Origin of the sequence: Pseudomonas sp. RIT-PI-S, assembly GCF_025642975.1 — a bacterium.
GTDB lineage: Bacteria > Pseudomonadota > Gammaproteobacteria > Pseudomonadales > Pseudomonadaceae > Aquipseudomonas.
The window spans coordinates 536,258-553,037 of the sequence record NZ_JANZKJ010000001.1 but is presented as its reverse complement, the minus strand read 5'-3'; the positions used below and the strand labels follow the sequence as shown (position 1 = coordinate 553,037).

Sequence of the window (16,780 nt, the reverse complement as noted above, 5' to 3'; positions counted from 1 at the left end):
GTAATCTTTAGCGTTAAACCCGGCTATCCTGCGGGTGGTTAAAATAAACAAGCCGCGCGACAAAAGCGATTAACAGCAATACACAGAGATAAGCGCAAGACATCGAAATCATGCCTCCTGACAATCCTTTAATAGGTATCAACCAAAACGATAATAGCATCTCGATCACCAGCCCAGAGCCCCATACCCAAGCTTGAGCAAGCGGCATACCTGCCGACGCCAAATATTGGGAGTAGATTGAGATCAACCCTAAGCAAAAAACCCCTGGTAGTCCCCAGAGCAATATCGTGTATGCCTCGGCGAAGCGTTCACCGTAGGCTTGAACAATGAAATAATGCCCAAGAATAATCATCAAGATGCAAACCCCTAGCAGGATACCACCAACAAACCAAAGAGATCGCCTCATCAGTGTATAAGGGTCTCTGTCGCGCATTATTTTTGGCAAAAGTATTAGAGCCACCGTAGATGGTATGACGTTAATCACATCAATCAGTTGTGCTGCTATTGACCAGACACCTAGGCTAGAATCATCAATGAAGTATTGTAGTAGAAAAGTATTGAGCCGAAGAACCATAAAGCCCAGTGCAGTAATTATATAGGCCCTGGCAGCGTATCCAATCCCCTGTCCAATCAATGAAAGGCTCGGCGACCAACCAGGATCGAGTCGCCTTAGATAGTAATAGAGCGGCAGACACACGAGCATTGATATCGCAGCCGATGTAAGCAATAGTATAGGTGCACTGGGTAACACCCATGCCACTGCCACAATGGCAACCAAAACCAAGTAGCGATTGGCTAACTCGAATTTGTTATAGGCCGAAATACGACCCAATGCGATGAGCAAGTTACTACCAAACATGAAATACAAGCCTGAGCAAGCTAGGGCCACTGTAGCGACTGCATACTCCCAACCATCAACGGTTTGCCCGCTGATCAAATACCTGACCACAAATACAGAACAGCCTAATGTCAAACCCCCGAATATGGAAACTAGCAATGCATTCGTGGAAAGGTTAACTAACCTAGCCCGGCCTTTCGCTAGAAAATAAGTGTTGCTGGATTGGAGCCCGAAGTTACCGAATTGAACAATCAATGAAGCGACAGTTGCCCAATAAAAGAAAACACCTCGCCCTTCTGGTCCGAGAAGCCGAGCGGTAACCACACTGGATATAAATCCAGCAGCGATCAGCAGACCCCTGACACCCAACGTACCAATAACTTGGCGGATCATGCTCGCGGCCTGCAGGCTTTTCAAAAACTTACCTCTTGCCATTTGGCCATGACTCGTTTTTTTGAAAGCTTGCCAGATGAGTTGGAAGCACCGACAGAAAAGCACCATGTGAAGCTTGTGGCGAAATGCATACCTTTAAAGGCGTCAACGTGGATTTTTCACGGTACCAACGAAGTTTAATTGCAGGCTGTACAACGCCGTAAGAAGGTGAAACGCGGGCTTCGCTGACTTCAAGGACATACTCTGGACTTGCTTGCCAAGACACCTCGAACAAGCTGCCTTCGGCACGTAATATTGCGTGGAGCCCCGAAGTTTCCAATACCTCTACTTGAGGCGAAAGATGGAGCGGGATACTTACTGCGTGCTTGCCCGCGCCGACTAAGTCGTCCTCTATATAAAGACCATGATGAGTGAAATCCACTAGCAGAGTGCGCGTTGGTATAACGGGAAACTCTAGACGTGTATATCCAAGATGACGTCCTTGGAACAGAGCAATTTCATCGCTTATTTTCCATTCGATTACCTCAGGCACCGCATCATAATGCATATTCCACAAATAATCTGGCCGTATAAAACGATTGATTTCTTCGCCGTCTATCTGCGGGGTATTATGATAAGCGGTGGAGCGAAATAGATTGCGTTCCCGGTAGGACGCGGTATACACATTCGCACCGCAGTCAGTTATAAGGTTTACCCCATCAAGAACTGCTTCAAACGACAAGCAGTCGTTATGACCGTGCCCGCCTCTACCGGCCAGCCCGATGGGGCCGCAATCGACGAACACGTGATCCCCCCCTTGGCGCATTACATAGAACCCGCCCTGAGGAAATGCTGCACTCAGGGAATTTCCAGTGATATTTTTTTGGGTTTGGGGCGCCCCCCCCCACCAAAAGGTTTCTTCGCCAAGCTTACATGCAGAACCCGATAATCCAGGGTGTCCGGCCATCTCGCTGATAAGATCAGCCAGATACCTATGATCGTTTAATGGCTGACCTCCAAACGGGAGAGACCGGGCGTCATCCGCATCTCCCCACAATGGGACCTGACCATCGGGCTTAGTGTAGGCAAGAGTAAACTCAGCCATAGCTTGAAGCCGCTGTGTGTAAAGTTCTTCGGTAGTTAGGCCACAAGTTTTCCGATACAACGCGGGCAATAAAAAGAGTTCTGCAACGAGACGATGGTAGGGAATGGATGCCTCGAAGTCTACCCCGTCGCTGAATACCTGTTTGGTGATCTCCTCATTGAGTATGCGCCAGCCTTCGTCCGCCCAATGCCGTGGTTTTCCCCCTTCGCCGAGGAACAAGCCACCAAACACAAGACCTGCCGCGTCAGCTGTGTAGTGGTTACCATTGATATCGGAGCGCTCTATATGTAGCTCAGTAAACTGTACATGCAGAAATAGCGTCCGTAGGAAATTCTCTCTAAAAACCGAATCTTCCCAGCTCGGCGAATTGTGAAACACATGAAAGAACCAGGACCAAGTGAAGATCCTTAAAGCAACTTCCATAGTACATGCCCAATTAACCGAGCCAGCATAAGGATTTTCCTCGATCCAGCAAGATAGCACCGTTTTGACGGTGCTAGCGTAGCGCTCATCACCGCAAAGTAGATAAGCCTGCGCCACCGGGATTAACCACTGAAGGCGTGAAAGCTCCCATACCGTTTTCACGTCACTGGGACGTTCCGGATTATTATAGTCAATGTCTCGAAAGTATTTGCGATCCCAGCTATGCCCCGTCTTGAAGTCACGAGACCAATTAATGTGCTCGCCCAAACCCACGATACCGGAACCCAAGAGATCCACCCTATGGGCGCAAGCGAGCTCCGCTTGCTCGAAAATTCGCGTGCTTGCACCAGGGAATGTACGTTCGTAAAGATCGCGGTCTATCGAGACGGATCTTGCCGGAAAAGGGGCCGACGCAAGCCGAGCCCAAAGCGTGACAAGATCTGGGGCATTGAGCTCTTTGAGCAATTTGTGCAAAGACATTCTGCGGCGCCGCTGTACAAACACCCGCTGAAGCTCTGAATTTAACTCAGTGGCCAAGCGAGCAAATATCACTCGAGGTGGCTTGCGCAATCCCCTTTTAATCGTACCAATCCAATCACGCATAAATACGTCTCTTATCTTGTGACTCACGAAGGATTATCTACATCAGCCAGCCTTTGAATCTACCCAATAGTCATACCACGAAGTAAGGTTGAACAGGGTCCAAATGTATAGACTCGCGTCACGGCGATTGCTCCGGTGTTCTTTAAATAAAGTCCGGATGTGCTCAATATTAAAATGCCCTCGTTTCAATAGCGCACTGCTAAGAATAGCGTTTTCCGCCTGTTGTCCAAACTCGCCTCGCAGCCAGTCGGCCATGGGAGCGCCAAACCCCATCTTTTTACGATATATCACATTATTCGGAATAAGGCCTTCGACTGCTTTTTTTAGGAGATATTTTGCTTCGCCATTGCGGGTTTTCCACGCTTGCGGGATATCCATTGTGAAATCTATGAGCTCATGATCCAGAAAAGGAACCCGAGCCTCCAAGGATTCAGACATAGTTATCTTGTCCACCCGCATAAGCAACAGCTCTGGTAGACGAAGCTTGAATTCGTTATAGATCATCCGAGTGAGCACGTCCGATCCAGGATACTTGGCGTCGAAAGGGCCTAGGAAAGACTGGATAATGTTAAAGGTGTCAGGCTGAAGATAACTCTCGGGCAACAGACCGCTCGATCGGACGGCTTCAGGTATATCCGAGGACCAATTCGCATGGCTATTGACCAACTGCCGCTTCATCGTATCCCAAAATACAGTTGCCCCGCTCCAAAAGTGCTCTCGACCCCGCGCGGCGCGGTCAATTATATCGGCATACATCTGTAGACCGGGCTTGACCTCGGCTCCTTTTGCGGCAGCATAAGCGACTGCTTTCTGCAGGGGCTTGGGCAAATATTTACGGAACGGAGCCCAATATTTTTCATAAAGCTCAAGGTACCCCATATAACTCGCATATCCGCAGAATTGCTCGTCTGAACCTTCTCCGACCTGGATTACAGTAACACCGTTGTCGCGCGCAAGCTTTGATACGAAATAAAGCGGTATGCACACCCAATCAGCAAGCGGCTCGTCTTGATGGTGAATCAGGCTAGAAAGGTAGCCTGTCATGTCTTTTTCGTCGATCAGAACTTGATGGTGATTAGTTTTATGCTGGGCAGCAATCTGGTCCGCATACTCCAGCTCGTTCAAATGATGAAAGTCCTTGAAGCCGACAGTAAAGGTGTCGACAGGGCGATCCATCAGTCGGCTCATTAATGCAACGTTAGTCGATGAATCGACTCCGCCTGATAAAAAAACGCCAAACGGGACATCAGACATCATTCGGCTGGCTACTGAGGCTTCGAGCCGGGAACGTATACCACTTACGTAAAAATCCTCCTGTGCTCGCTCGGAAAGCCCAGCAATGAATTTAGAATCAATACCTTTGCCTGGTACCGCATCCCAATACCGACTTGCCGTAATTTTCTTATTACAATCAATAACCACCGAGTGCCCAGCCGGCACCTTGAAAATCCCCTTGAACATAGTCAATGGAGCGGGCGTTGTTAGAAAACTGAGGTAATGGTACATCGCGATAGGTTCAACATCACGGTGCACGTCCGGATGACGAAGTATTGCTTTTATTTCAGAAGCAAAAATAAATTTATCATCGTCGACATAAAAGTAAAGCGGCTTTACCCCGACACGGTCTCGAGCGAGGGATAGCTTGTTGGCTTTATTGTCCCAAATTGCAAAGGCATAGTCACCGCTGATTCTCTCCAGCAGACCACTAAGTCCCCACTGCTCATAGCCGTGTATTAATACTTCAGTATCAGAATGATCTGTCTTAAATTCATGACCCGCTGTAATTAGTTGACGACGAAGTTCAGTGTGATTGTAAATCTCCCCGTTAAAGGTGATCCAAACTTGCTCATCTTCGTTTGCCATCGGCTGGGTGGCAGCGGTTGCCAAGTCGATAATTGACAATCGACGATGGGCTAACCCTACCTGTCCGCTGGGGCTCATCCAGGTTTGACCTCCATCCGGCCCGCGATGCAACATGGTATCGCGCATGGCGTCGAGTATCTTGCGATCAACAAGATCCCCCGCACGATAGTTATAGATTCCTGTAATTCCGCACATGATTATTTTTTCCGTATGAACAGTCGACCGTTGCTACCAAAATTAGTCATAAAGCTGGCGTTCAACATCCAGCGCAATGCGAGTCGCTTGAACCTGCTCGTCTAGCGTAATAGGCCACGGGCCAGTACCCTGCAAAGTTTCAGCTAAGGCCACGAGCTCCTCATATTGCCCTTTTTGTGGGGCTTGGGCAGTCCAGCTCTTGTGCTTTCCGCCTTGAATCACAACCGATTTGTAATCATCCATGACAACGACTTTTCCATCGGAAAATATTTCCATACGCTCTTTAGGATATGACTTATCTCCCATGGATGTATATGTAAGCGTACATACCGATCCATCACTGAACTTGATGACCGCAACGAAATTTTCATTGCTTCGCCACATCGGGCCAGGTGGAGATATACCCGCCGCGTGAATCGATACAGTTTGGGAGGTTCCGGTCAAATGACAAAACAAGTCATAAATATGACAGGCCTCTCCAAGGTTTCGCCCTCCTCCCTCAGGTCCATGTACCCAGTGATCCTTTGGAATATAGCCAGCATTCATACGGTAATTAATTATAAGAGGCGTAGTTCGCCCCTCCAAGGCCTTGGACACGGCTTTGATCGCAGGAGAAAAGCGGCGGTTGAATCCCACCATAAGGAGGGGCCCGCGAGGATTTTTCACATAAAAATCTTGGAAATCTGTCAACTCATCGACAGTAAGGGCCAATGGTTTTTCTACGAAGACATGCTTGCCCGCTTGCAGCCCCGCAAGCGTCATGCTGGCGTGTAAATGGTGGCGGGTTGTGATCATAAGCAAGTCTATATCGGGATCCTTTAAAACGTCGTCATAAGACGACGTACAATATTGCGCAGCATATTGGATAGCCACAGCCTTGGCGTTGGCCCCGGTTCGACTTTGAACTGCATGCAAGGCATAGCGGTCACGTAGCTTGACCATGTTCGGCAAGTGCATACCCTGCGCGAAACTAGACGCGCCGACTAATCCCACACGCACCTTGCCAGAAACTTTTTCCAGTGGGCGCAGCCCAACATGCGTGTTACGAGCAGTTGGGCGCTCGGCATACTCAAGCAAGACCAGCAAACTTTTTTCGCCGTCGCCCTGCAGGTATTGGTAAGCCTCGCCGGCTTTATCAATCGGATACGGCATTGGGGCGAGCTTATCCAGGCGGACGCGGCCGCTTACCAACAACTCAAGATATGCTTGCATATTACGGTTTTCGGTCCAACGGACATAGCCAATAGGATAATCCTGGCCACCTTCCTCATAATACGGGTCGTACCTTCCCGGCCCGTAAGAGCTGGAAATCAAGAAATCAAGCTCTTTCTGATAGAAGTCCGCACGGTTAAGGTTAAGCCCGACGTCGCCCACCAGCACGACTCTGCCTTTCTTTCGGCAGCAATGCATGGCATGACTTATGACCTCATGGCTTGGCGTCGCTGCGGTGATGATAACCGCATCAGCGCCGATCCCCCCGGTATGTTTAGAGACACGCTCTACATAATCTTCCGAGGCTGGGCTGAAGCCGACATCCATTCCATTCTCAAGTGCCATGTTGACACGCTGAGTATCCAGATCGACACCGATGACCTTACAACCATTAGCCTTCAACATCTGGGCAGTCAATTGCCCTAAAATTCCAAGCCCTACCACTACTATGGTTTCACCCAAAGTCGGCTGGCAGCGTCTAACGCCCTGTAGAGCAATTGCGCCCAATGTGACAGTGGCCGCAGCCCCAGTATCGAGTTCATCAGGGATGCGCACCGCGAGATTAACAGGCACATCAACGAATTCAGCATGGTTGGCTATACCCGCACCAGCACAGGCTACACGATCCCCTACGCTGAACCCTTCGACATCCTGACCGACTTCGACTACCACGCCCGCAACCGAGTAACCGGTTGCGGACCCTGCGGACAGCTTCCCGAAAACACGATCCATGGTTCGCTTCACGCCTTGATCACGCATCATATCCAGCACGCGCCTGACGTTGTCGGGCTGTTTCAAAGCGCGTTGATAGAGGGGTAATCCTGACATCTTAACGCCCGATAACTCAGTGCCCACGCTAATGCAGGAATGCATCACTCGCACAAGGACGTTCTTGCCGCTGACCAATGGGGCGGGAACCTCCTCCACGACCACCGCGCCAGCCTTGATTAACACTTGCTTCACCTTAAACCTCCAGGCTCTTGGCCCATACAGGCACCTACTAATTGAATAAAAGGTGTTTCTGCTCGAACCTTGTATCGTAGCAACCGCCCAGACCGTGCTGGCAGCCTACCCATGCTGGCAAATGATTGGTACGTCACAGCGACCTCTGCCGAGCCAACACTAATTTATAACTTCAAATCAATTCTTCGGATCAGAGAAACAGCAAAACTACATGGACACAGGTCGACAAGTACCTATTACGTCTTTTGGGTGCCTGCATGTCCTAACGAAATAAGATCGCCGGCCAACTTTGCCATAATCGCATCTCTTTTATAACACTTAACGAAAGACTCTCGAGATGTATCGACGAAATCTAGGCGCTCAAAAGCTTTCAAAGCACCAATCGTATCGCAAGGTGAAAACACCGCGGTGTTTTCTAAATTTTCTTCTATAAACATAGCAGCGTAACCTGACACCCCCGCCCATACCGGCTTCCCGGTGGCCGCGTATTCAAATACTTTAGAGGGAAGCACTTTCTCGAATGCTTTATAATCATTTAAATGAAGAAAAAGCACATCGGCTTCTTGATATAATTCCAGAAGTCTCGCTCTCTCGACGGGGGCTTCTATTTCAACATTAGAACATCCCTCGTGCTTGATTGCTTGATGCAGCTGCTCTAGTCTCCCGCCAGCTCCCACAATGCGGAAGCGTATGCGATTTCCAAGCTTTTTTGCCAAAGCGGGTACGATGAGATGCAAACCCTGCCCTTCCCCGATATTGCCGGCATAGGTTACATTATAAACGGAGGGTGTTTTTTTCTGACGCTGGGTCGGCACGGTATCTATAAATATCTCATCTATGCCATTGGTATAGCATGACAAATGAATGCCAGGGTATTTTTCCTGAAAATAGGAGAGAAAGCCAGGCGATACAACATTCACTATAGAAGCCGTGCGTATACAAAAGCGCTCTAGCCGGGATAAGATAGGAATTATTCCACGAACTAGACTACTGGAAAAAATATCTTCCATGGTGTCGACGAAAATATCTCGAACATCGAGATAAAGCGGTATTTTAAGCCGCTTTGCCACACATGCACCTAGGACCGCTGTCATTAACCGAGAGGACGTGGCATACACGACATCGTATTTACCTTTTATAGCATGTTGATATGCAGCTTGGGCAAATACCATAAAAGCTCTACTTTGATCGAGCATGCCACTGCTATGGGCCGGGAGTGAGATACGGGTAATGCGGACAATACCATTAATTTCCATAGTCTCAGCCGACTGATTAAATTCTCTGTATCGGTTCGGTGCTGTAGTAATGACATCTATGCTAGCTTTCGCTGGCAGCATACGCTGGAGTGCTTCAACCAATGCGGTCGTACGGAATGAACCTGCAGAGAGATCAGGAGCATAGTAGAAACTTAACACTAAAATTCTCATAATCCTGTCACCACTTTAAAGTCACTTCAAGGTTGTTATGACCCAGCGTGGCGATAATGCATGTATTTTGTACAGACTTGCCAAAGGTAGGGTACCATGAGGAAACTTCCAAACTAAGCGTTTGAGCACCCAAGAACTCCATAGTTACATTGCAGCCTTCCGCCGTTACGAGACAGACAGTACTATTCTCAATCCGAGCTTGCACATCAGGAGCAAGGTAGTACCTAGCGAAGGCTGAACTCCAGCATCCCCCGACGGTATCAACAATTGCTAGGCTACGAGCCGATGCCACCCAACGACGGGTATGCAACCCTCCCAGGTTATGGTGGTAACCATCATGTGCGGCTATTACTTCAATCCCGCTGGCTGTTCGGATAAATTTTTTACTAACGATGCGCGCTCGACGGCCAACTCTGAAACCAGCCCATATTTGTGAAGAATTTTCGCCATTTACTTCGACAGTGCTATGCGATGCAGTGCTGCGCTGGAATTGGCGAAGACTTCCCTGGCCGTATTCGGAGATACCTGAATTCACGACAACCCGCCGTCCAAATATACTGAGTTCAAAACTCAAAGTATCAGCGTGTGCATGACCTGGTTGATAATTTGGGAGCTTGTCAGCCAGATTTAGAAGAACTTTCGATTTTTTGTCCCAACAGATACTGGCAAAACCTGTTTGATCGAGCCAAATCAAATGAGGGCGCTTGTGCTCTTCATGCAATGCTTGACTGTCGGGAGCAGCGCCTAATTTTAAACCTAATATCAAGGCATATTTTTCAAGAGCACGAAGCGGAGGTGCAATGCCGAAACACGCATCGTTAAAAAAACTTATTTCGCCATCGGGATGCCCCATAGCACGGGCCCAGCTCAGACCTCGCTGAAGGATACCCAACAATGAATTCTGTAGCTCCGCCAGCCTATTATTTCCCCGCGCCAGATTCAGAAGGTCGCAGACATCCCAAATTAACGCCGAGTGATACATTGGCGAACGCTCAAAGTGACCGCCGTCCTCAAGAAATTGCTCAGTCAATTCTTTTTTTATTAATTTCAAGCCCAGTTCGAACCAGCGGTTTGGCTCTGTGCCTCGAAAATAGCAGCCTGCAAAGATAAGGGCTTTAGCATTAGCAAATAGATGGTTCGCTAGAATATGAAATTCTACTTGGCGAGAAAGTGCAAATGCCTGCTGGTATAGGCTCTGTAACCAATCGTTGGGCACCGCCCCTTTTTCGCCGAAATAGCGAATCAAATTCACAATGCGCAATGACAGCGGGTAGGGTTCCCAACCTATCCCCTTTCCATAAGGGTTTTGAGTAATCCAAGTCTTCACAAGACCGTCAAATACTTGAGGAAGTGGCTGTTTAGCGAAACTTAGATCATTAAGATAATGCAGGTTATATAGCCAGATTTTAGGCTCTGCAAAGCTGTGCCAGTTCAAGGATGCGGTAAGCCCCATGAACGTAAAATTGCCGCTTTCGTTAAACTGGCCGTCAGCCCAACGAGGAGTGGCTAAAAGTTTTATTGACCTTATCGTCACATTAGGACACTTGGGCGCCACTGGCAAGGGACGAACACGGTAATAAAAGCGATAAGCAACCTGTTTTAGAGTAAGATGCTTGACAGTGTGATAAAATCTAAAGGTTTTTTTTATTAGCCCTTTTGGCCGGCTCATGCATCGCATCCTTTTCGCACCCTGCTTATCGCCGATCTCTTATTTTTGATCCTGGAAGTAGTAATTAGCTAGTCCATACGCCACGTGTATCAATAATTTGCCGCCCTTTCAGCCGGCTTTCGGAAACATTTTTAAATGCAGTGTGATCAACCAGAAGAACTATAATATCTGCTTGATCCAATGCCATATCAAAATCACAAAGCTTTGCAGCCGCACCCAAGCTAGCTGGAAGTTTCTCTATATAAGGTTCAACAAAGTAGAGCTTTCCAGGATAATTAGTTGCCAAGGACGTCGCGATGTGCATTGCCGGACTTTCCCGGAGATCATCGATATCTGGCTTGAAAGCCAAACCTAGGCAGGCAATGCTAGTTGTAGCGGCAGTTTTATCAGGATTCTTTTGAAGGAAAGCGCCTACAGCGGCATCTATTTTTTGCAACACCCACTCAGGTTTATGATCATTAACTTCCCTGGCGGTACGGATTAATTTTGCATGCTCTGGAACGCTACTCACAATGAACCAAGGATCTACTGCTATGCAATGTCCTCCTACTCCCGGCCCGGGTTGCAGAATATTTACCCTTGGGTGATGATTGGCAAGACGAATCAACTCCCAAACATTAATACCAAGCGAATCACAAATAAGTGAAAGTTCGTTAGCAAATGCGATATTCACGTCCCGGAAGCTATTTTCGGTAAGTTTGCACATTTCTGCAGTTCTAGCATCAGTTACGATGCATTGACCTTCAGTAAACGTCTTATAAAGTTGCACGGCCGCTTCAGAGCAGCTTGGGGTCAAGCCACCGATGATCCTGTCATTGGAAATAAGCTCTCGCAATACATGCCCGGGAAGCACACGTTCCGGACAATGAGCGATCCGGATATCTGAATTCTGACCGTGACTGGATGGAAAGGTGAGATCAGGGCGTGCCTGAGCCAGCCACATCGCCATTTGCTCTGTGGCGCCGACGGGAGACGTAGACTCCAATATTACTAGGTTCCCCGGTCGCAAGTACGGTGCTATCGCCTTACTGGCCGCTTCTATGTAGGATAAATCCGGATGATAATCTTCTTTGAAAGGTGTTGGGACAGCTATCAAAAATGCATCAGCGGTTTCCGGAACCGTACTGGCTCGCAGATACCCCTGCTCAACAGCGGCTCGCACAACAATATCCAGCTCTGGCTCGACTATATGCACATTACCGCTATTGATAGTATTAACCGCGGAAACATTTACATCGATACCGATAACTTTTTTCTTCCGCGCTGCAAATACGGCAGCTGTAGGTAGCCCTATATACCCCAACCCGACTACAGCAACTTTATCGAATAACATCGCACCCTACCCCGTCAAATTTCCAACAATGCTTGAATGATCCGCTGGCATGCCTGCCCATCCCCATAGGGATTATGAGCAATACTCATCTTTTGGTATTTATGGGCATCGACCAACAGTTCTTGGACGCTATCAAAGATAAGCTGGCGGTCAGTTCCTGTTAATTTAACAGTACCAGCACTCACCGCTTCAGGTCGTTCCGTCGTGCTCCGCATCACCAATACAGGCTTGCCCAGAGATGGCGCCTCCTCCTGAATCCCCCCCGAATCCGTAAGGATTAGGTAGCTGCGCGACATAAGGTAAACAAAAGGAAGATATTCAAGTGGCTCGATCAAAAATATATTGGGGATATTTGCCAAAAGCTGCCTAACCGGGCCCTGAACATTCGGATTCAAATGAACCGGATAAACAATATCGACCTCCGGAAAACTTGAGGCGATATCTTTAAGCGCTGAACAGATGTCGAGGAAACCATTGCCGAAGTTTTCACGGCGGTGCCCGGTAACGAGCAGAGTTCGACGGACGGGCGAAAGAAAGGAAAACTGCTCGCTCAAGCTTTTTGAAAGTTCAGTATCCTTGTCTATTTTTTCAATAACTGAAAGCAGCGCGTCGATAACTGTGTTTCCGGTCACCCATATGCTCTCCGCGGACACACCTTCGCGTATAAGATTTTCCCGGGCGGCATCTGTTGGAGCCAAGTGTTTGGCGGAAAGTGCTGCGGTAAGTTTTCGATTTCCTTCTTCTGGCCAAGGAGAAAGCAAGTTACCTGTGCGCAACCCTGCTTCAACATGTGCAACAGGAATGCGATGATAATAGCTGGCCAAAGTTACTGCGAAAGTAGTAGCGGTGTCGCCATGAACCAAAACTATATCGGGCCGGTAAGTAGCTAACACCCCCTTCATCCCGGTCAAGATAGCAGTAGTAACATCTGTCAGGTCCTGACCGGCCTGCATGATATCGAGATCATAATCTGGATTAATTTCGAATAGGCTCAGCACCTGATCAAGCATGTGCCTATGCTGCCCAGTCACGCACACTTTCGCATCAAAGCGAGGATCGTCACGTAATGCAATCGCAAGCGGCGCCATTTTAATAGCCTCTGGACGAGTACCAAAGACACATAATGTTTTCATCGCCATCCACAGTCCTTTTCGATTTTAAGACAACCAGTACCGATGTACGTCATCCTTCGCACTCCTGACTACCTGCCGGGATCATGTACGTCGAGCAATGCAGCAACCCTTACCACGATTCCTGACGAATCGCTACCACGGCATCCTCAGAAATCAGGCCAGCAGACGAATTCACCCACAGACTAGAATCCAGATCATGGATTGCAACAGGCACAGACTGCTAATGTACACCAGATATAACTAAGTACTCAATCATGGACTTTGGCAGCAACATCTCTATTGCAACAGCTGCGGGTCGGAGCAAACGCAGGCGAGACAAGGGTACATATTGTGCCTAAATCAAATCAACTTTGATGATATGACCAAGCCCAGCCTGATACTTCGCATCTTCGCTGGTCAAGCGATGGGCCGGCCGAGGGCGCCACGTCTGAGCATCAGTGGCAAGATAATGAATCCGACGAGTTCGCGGTGCGACAAAGCTCTAGATATACCTCGCCGCCCAGCTCACCAAGGCACCATCGTCTAAGAGAAGAATGCATCCTGTAATCCTAACGCCCCACTTACATCTACCGAAGCATAATGTAATAGACGTTTGCTTCAGCTCAAGGCCGCCGCTGGATTCGTACGGCTTTTCTCGGATCAGGGATACTCAGACCATGCAATCGAGGCATTGGTCTAGCTGATCGACCTACATCCGCTGGGGATTTCTAGAACTAGCCTGAGAGAAATAACTTAAAAAACAGCTCCCGCTTTCAAGCCCCCAAAAAAAAACCCCACAAATCGAAGACTTGCGGGGGTTTTTCATGTATGGCGGAGAGATAGGGATTTGAACCCTAGGTACCCGCGAGGGTACAACGGATTTCGAATCCGTCCCGTTCGGCCACTCCGGCATCTCTCCAGTGGCGCGCATGATAGCAGCAGTTTCATTGGAGGCGAACCCCCCTGGTGAAAAAAAACCGCGTGCTATCAGGCGTTTGCGTGACGGCTGCGCTTACAGCGGAACGCCCAGGCGCTGCGCGACCTCTTCGTAGGCTTCGATCACACCACCCAGCCCCTGGCGGAAGCGGTCCTTGTCCATCTTCTTGCGGGTTTCCTTGTCCCACAGGCGGCAGCCGTCGGGGCTGAATTCATCGCCCAATACGATCTGGCCATGGAACACGCCGAATTCCAGCTTGAAGTCCACCAACAGCAGGCCGGCGTCGTCGAACAGCTTGCTCAGCACCTCGTTGACCTTCAACGACAGCTGCTTCATGGTCGCCAACTGCTCGGCGGTGCCCCAGCCGAACGCCACCACGTGGGATTCGTTGATGAAGGGGTCACCCATAGCATCGTTTTTAAGGAACAGTTCGAAGGTGGACGGCTCCAGCTTCTTGCCCTCCTCCACGCCCAGGCGCTTGACCAGGCTGCCGGCGGCATAGTTACGCACTACGCACTCTACCGGGATCATGTCGAGCTTCTTCACCAGGCACTCATTGTCGCCCAGCAAGCGGTCAAACTGGGTCGGCACCCCGGCCTGCTCGAGCTTTTGCATGATGAAGGCGTTGAACTTGTTGTTCACCATGCCCTTGCGATCGAGCTGCTCGATACGCTTACCATCGAACGCCGAGGTGTCGTTGCGAAACAGCAGGACCAGGCGGTCGGCGTCATCGGTCTTGTAAACCGACTTGGCCTTGCCGCGGTAGAGTTCTTCGCGTTTTTCCATGATGGGCTCCGGTAACTGAATAAAGGGGCTGGGGCTGCACTGGACGGTGCACGCACCCTAGGCGATATGCCGCCAATCGAGCCCTGAGGCCTGATCCGCCAGTTGTAGCCAGGCAGGGTCGCACCCGAGGGTGTCGACGAAGCACTGCCTGGCACGTTCCGGCAGGTTGTTCTTCTGGCTGAGGTGGGCGAGCACCAGATGCTGCAAGCCCTGCCATCCCAGTTCGGCCACCAGGCCCGCGGCCTGATGGTTGTTCAAATGCCCCCGGTCACCGCCCACCCGCTGCTTGAGGTAGTACGGGTACGGACCGCTGGCGAGCAGATCTCGGCAATGGTTGGCCTCGATCATCAAGGCATCCAGGCCGCTGTAGTGCTTCATCACCTTCGGGCACCAAGAGCCCAGGTCGGTGAGCAGCCCAAAACGCCGCTTGCCGTCGCTGAACACATAGTGGGTAGGCTCGCGCGCATCATGGGCCACACCAACCACGCGCACGTGCAGTTCACCCAGGTCGAACGCATCGCCGCAATGCACCAGGCGGGCCGGCAACACCGGCTTGCGCAAACCGCTGCGGGTACCTTCGCTCAGGTATACCGGCACATTGTAGCGCCGTGACAGCAGTTCCACGCCGTGCACATGGTCGGCATGCTCATGGGTGATCAATACCGCCTTCAACTGAGCCGGGTGTACGCCCAGCAACGCCATGCGCCGTTCGGTCTCCCGCAGCGAGAAGCCGCAGTCCACCAGCACCAGCGTGCTACCGCTGGAGACGAGCGTGCCATTCCCTTGGCTTCCGCTTCCGAGAACGGCGAAGCGCACGTTAGCCCAGGTTGTCCTGGATGACGCTCAACACACGATGGGCGACGTCCGCCGGGGCCACGGTGTTGATGTTCTTCTCTACAGTCACCTGCACCGCGTCGCCTACCTTGCTCAGGCGAACCTGGTAGCGCTCGGCGCGAGCTTCGATTTCTTCCTTGGTCGGCTCATGGCTGAACAGGCCGCTGAAGAAGCCCGGCTTGTTGTCTTCTGGCCGGCCGCCTTTTTCAGCGAGGTTGATGTAGTACAGGCCCAGGCTGCGGTTGATGTCCTCGACGCGCCATTTACCACCCTGTTCAAGCGCGCGGCCCACGCTGGACCACGCGCGATCCAGGTCGCTGCCCACGGTAAGCACCGGGTTGCCGCTGCCGTCTTCGCTCATTGCCACTTGGCCTGGCGCGTCGAAGTCACGCGCGGCCAGCAGGGAAACCGATCCACCCTTCTCGGCGCCGCGAGTCAGGCTGGAGAGCATTTCGTCGACCAGGGTCGCGTCCACGCCGCTGGTGGTACGAGCAGGGAAATCAACGTTCGCGGTGCTGCCGGCGGGGCGCTGCGCACTGACCACGTAGATTTCACTGGTGTTGCGCTGCACGCCTGGTTCTACCCGCACTTGCAAACGGATGTCGCCGTTGACGTCCGAACTTCCACGCAGGCGCTGGCCGAGGTCACTGGACAGGCTATCGAAGGGCTGCCAGGCCGTGGTGAATTCGCCGGTTTGAACGCTTTCGTGCTCGATGCGGAAGCCGTTGTCCTCGAAGAACTGGCGGGCTACCGGCCAGGCTTCGGCAGGCGGGCGCTGAGCCAGAATCCAGCGGCTGGCGGCGCTCTTCTGCAAGGTGAAGTCGCTGCTGTCCGCGACCACCGAGAGGGGTTGTGGGCGCGGCACTTCGTAATCGGTCAACGCGGTGTCGTCGGCGACGTTGCGTGGGATAGGCAGCAGTGGGTCGAGGCGCTTGGTGGTGGCGACGCCGTCCGGGAGGTTCATCGGCGCAGTGCGCCGGGCGTCCAGGTAGTCGTTGCCACGATCACGGAAATAGCCGTGCTCACCCCAGAGCCAACCGCAGCCACTGGTACTCGAAATAATGACAGCAAGGGCGGAAAGACCAGCCAAGCGCTTCATGCGTTGTAC

General features: G+C 50.8%; 11 protein-coding genes and 1 tRNA gene. All 12 read right to left on the bottom strand.

Features of this window, described 5'->3' with window-relative positions; all coding sequences use genetic code 11:
* Positions 1-13 precede the first annotated feature (13 nt).
* A complete protein-coding gene (locus OGL93_RS02495; RefSeq protein ID WP_263260786.1) occupies positions 14-1,273 on the bottom strand; it encodes an oligosaccharide flippase family protein in 1,260 nt (419 codons plus the stop codon).
* The gene (locus OGL93_RS02490) at positions 1,260-3,341 is read right to left on the bottom strand and encodes an alginate lyase family protein (RefSeq protein WP_263260785.1); all 2,082 of its coding nucleotides are present in this window, start codon (positions 3,339-3,341) and stop codon (positions 1,260-1,262) included. The genes OGL93_RS02495 and OGL93_RS02490 overlap by 14 nt, the downstream gene beginning before the upstream one ends.
* A 42-nt stretch (positions 3,342-3,383) precedes the next feature.
* Positions 3,384-5,399, bottom strand: a complete 2,016-nt coding sequence (gene asnB / locus OGL93_RS02485) for an asparagine synthase (glutamine-hydrolyzing) (RefSeq protein ID WP_263260784.1) — start codon at positions 5,397-5,399, stop codon at positions 3,384-3,386.
* Between the two features lie 42 nt (positions 5,400-5,441).
* On the bottom strand, positions 5,442-7,574 hold the full coding sequence (locus tag OGL93_RS02480) for a bi-domain-containing oxidoreductase (protein WP_263260783.1): 2,133 nt from the start codon (positions 7,572-7,574) through the stop codon (positions 5,442-5,444).
* A gap of 236 nt (positions 7,575-7,810) precedes the next feature.
* A complete protein-coding gene (locus tag OGL93_RS02475; RefSeq protein WP_263260782.1) occupies positions 7,811-9,001 on the bottom strand; it encodes a glycosyltransferase family 4 protein in 1,191 nt (396 codons plus the stop codon).
* 7 nt (positions 9,002-9,008) lie between these two features.
* Positions 9,009-10,670 carry a heparinase II/III family protein gene (locus tag OGL93_RS02470; protein WP_263260781.1) on the bottom strand — a complete coding sequence of 554 codons (1,662 nt, stop codon included), beginning with the start codon at positions 10,668-10,670 and terminating at the stop codon, positions 9,009-9,011.
* Positions 10,671-10,734: 64 nt separating this feature from the next.
* Complete coding sequence (gene wecC, locus OGL93_RS02465) at positions 10,735-12,003, bottom strand: UDP-N-acetyl-D-mannosamine dehydrogenase (RefSeq protein WP_263260780.1); 1,269 nt, start codon at positions 12,001-12,003, stop codon at positions 10,735-10,737.
* A 14-nt stretch (positions 12,004-12,017) separates the two neighbouring features.
* Positions 12,018-13,142: a UDP-N-acetylglucosamine 2-epimerase (non-hydrolyzing) gene (wecB, locus tag OGL93_RS02460; protein WP_263260779.1), complete on the bottom strand. Its 1,125-nt coding sequence runs from the start codon at positions 13,140-13,142 to the stop codon at positions 12,018-12,020.
* A gap of 802 nt (positions 13,143-13,944) precedes the next feature.
* Positions 13,945-14,034: transfer RNA gene (locus tag OGL93_RS02455), tRNA-Ser, on the bottom strand.
* Between the two features lie 93 nt (positions 14,035-14,127).
* Positions 14,128-14,838: a phosphoribosylaminoimidazolesuccinocarboxamide synthase gene (purC, locus tag OGL93_RS02450; protein ID WP_263260778.1), complete on the bottom strand. Its 711-nt coding sequence runs from the start codon at positions 14,836-14,838 to the stop codon at positions 14,128-14,130.
* A gap of 57 nt (positions 14,839-14,895) precedes the next feature.
* Positions 14,896-15,654: an MBL fold metallo-hydrolase gene (locus OGL93_RS02445; RefSeq protein WP_263260777.1), complete on the bottom strand. Its 759-nt coding sequence runs from the start codon at positions 15,652-15,654 to the stop codon at positions 14,896-14,898.
* 1 nt (position 15,655) lies between these two features.
* Positions 15,656-16,771 (bottom strand): outer membrane protein assembly factor BamC, encoded by a 1,116-nt coding sequence (gene bamC, locus OGL93_RS02440; protein WP_263260776.1) that lies wholly within the window; start codon positions 16,769-16,771, stop codon positions 15,656-15,658.
* Positions 16,772-16,780 lie beyond the last annotated feature (9 nt).

Coding starts and splice junctions, on each gene's coding strand:
- bamC (WP_263260776.1), bottom strand. CDS start 16,771: ATGAAGCGCTTGGCTGGTCTTTCCGCCCTTGCTGTCATTATTTCGAGT.
- wecB (WP_263260779.1), bottom strand. CDS start 13,142: ATGGCGATGAAAACATTATGTGTCTTTGGTACTCGTCCAGAGGCTATT.
- purC (WP_263260778.1), bottom strand. CDS start 14,838: ATGGAAAAACGCGAAGAACTCTACCGCGGCAAGGCCAAGTCGGTTTAC.
- OGL93_RS02495 (WP_263260786.1), bottom strand. CDS start 1,273: ATGGCAAGAGGTAAGTTTTTGAAAAGCCTGCAGGCCGCGAGCATGATC.
- OGL93_RS02475 (WP_263260782.1), bottom strand. CDS start 9,001: ATGAGAATTTTAGTGTTAAGTTTCTACTATGCTCCTGATCTCTCTGCA.
- asnB (WP_263260784.1), bottom strand. CDS start 5,399: ATGTGCGGAATTACAGGAATCTATAACTATCGTGCGGGGGATCTTGTT.
- OGL93_RS02490 (WP_263260785.1), bottom strand. CDS start 3,341: ATGCGTGATTGGATTGGTACGATTAAAAGGGGATTGCGCAAGCCACCT.
- wecC (WP_263260780.1), bottom strand. CDS start 12,003: ATGTTATTCGATAAAGTTGCTGTAGTCGGGTTGGGGTATATAGGGCTA.
- OGL93_RS02470 (WP_263260781.1), bottom strand. CDS start 10,670: ATGAGCCGGCCAAAAGGGCTAATAAAAAAAACCTTTAGATTTTATCAC.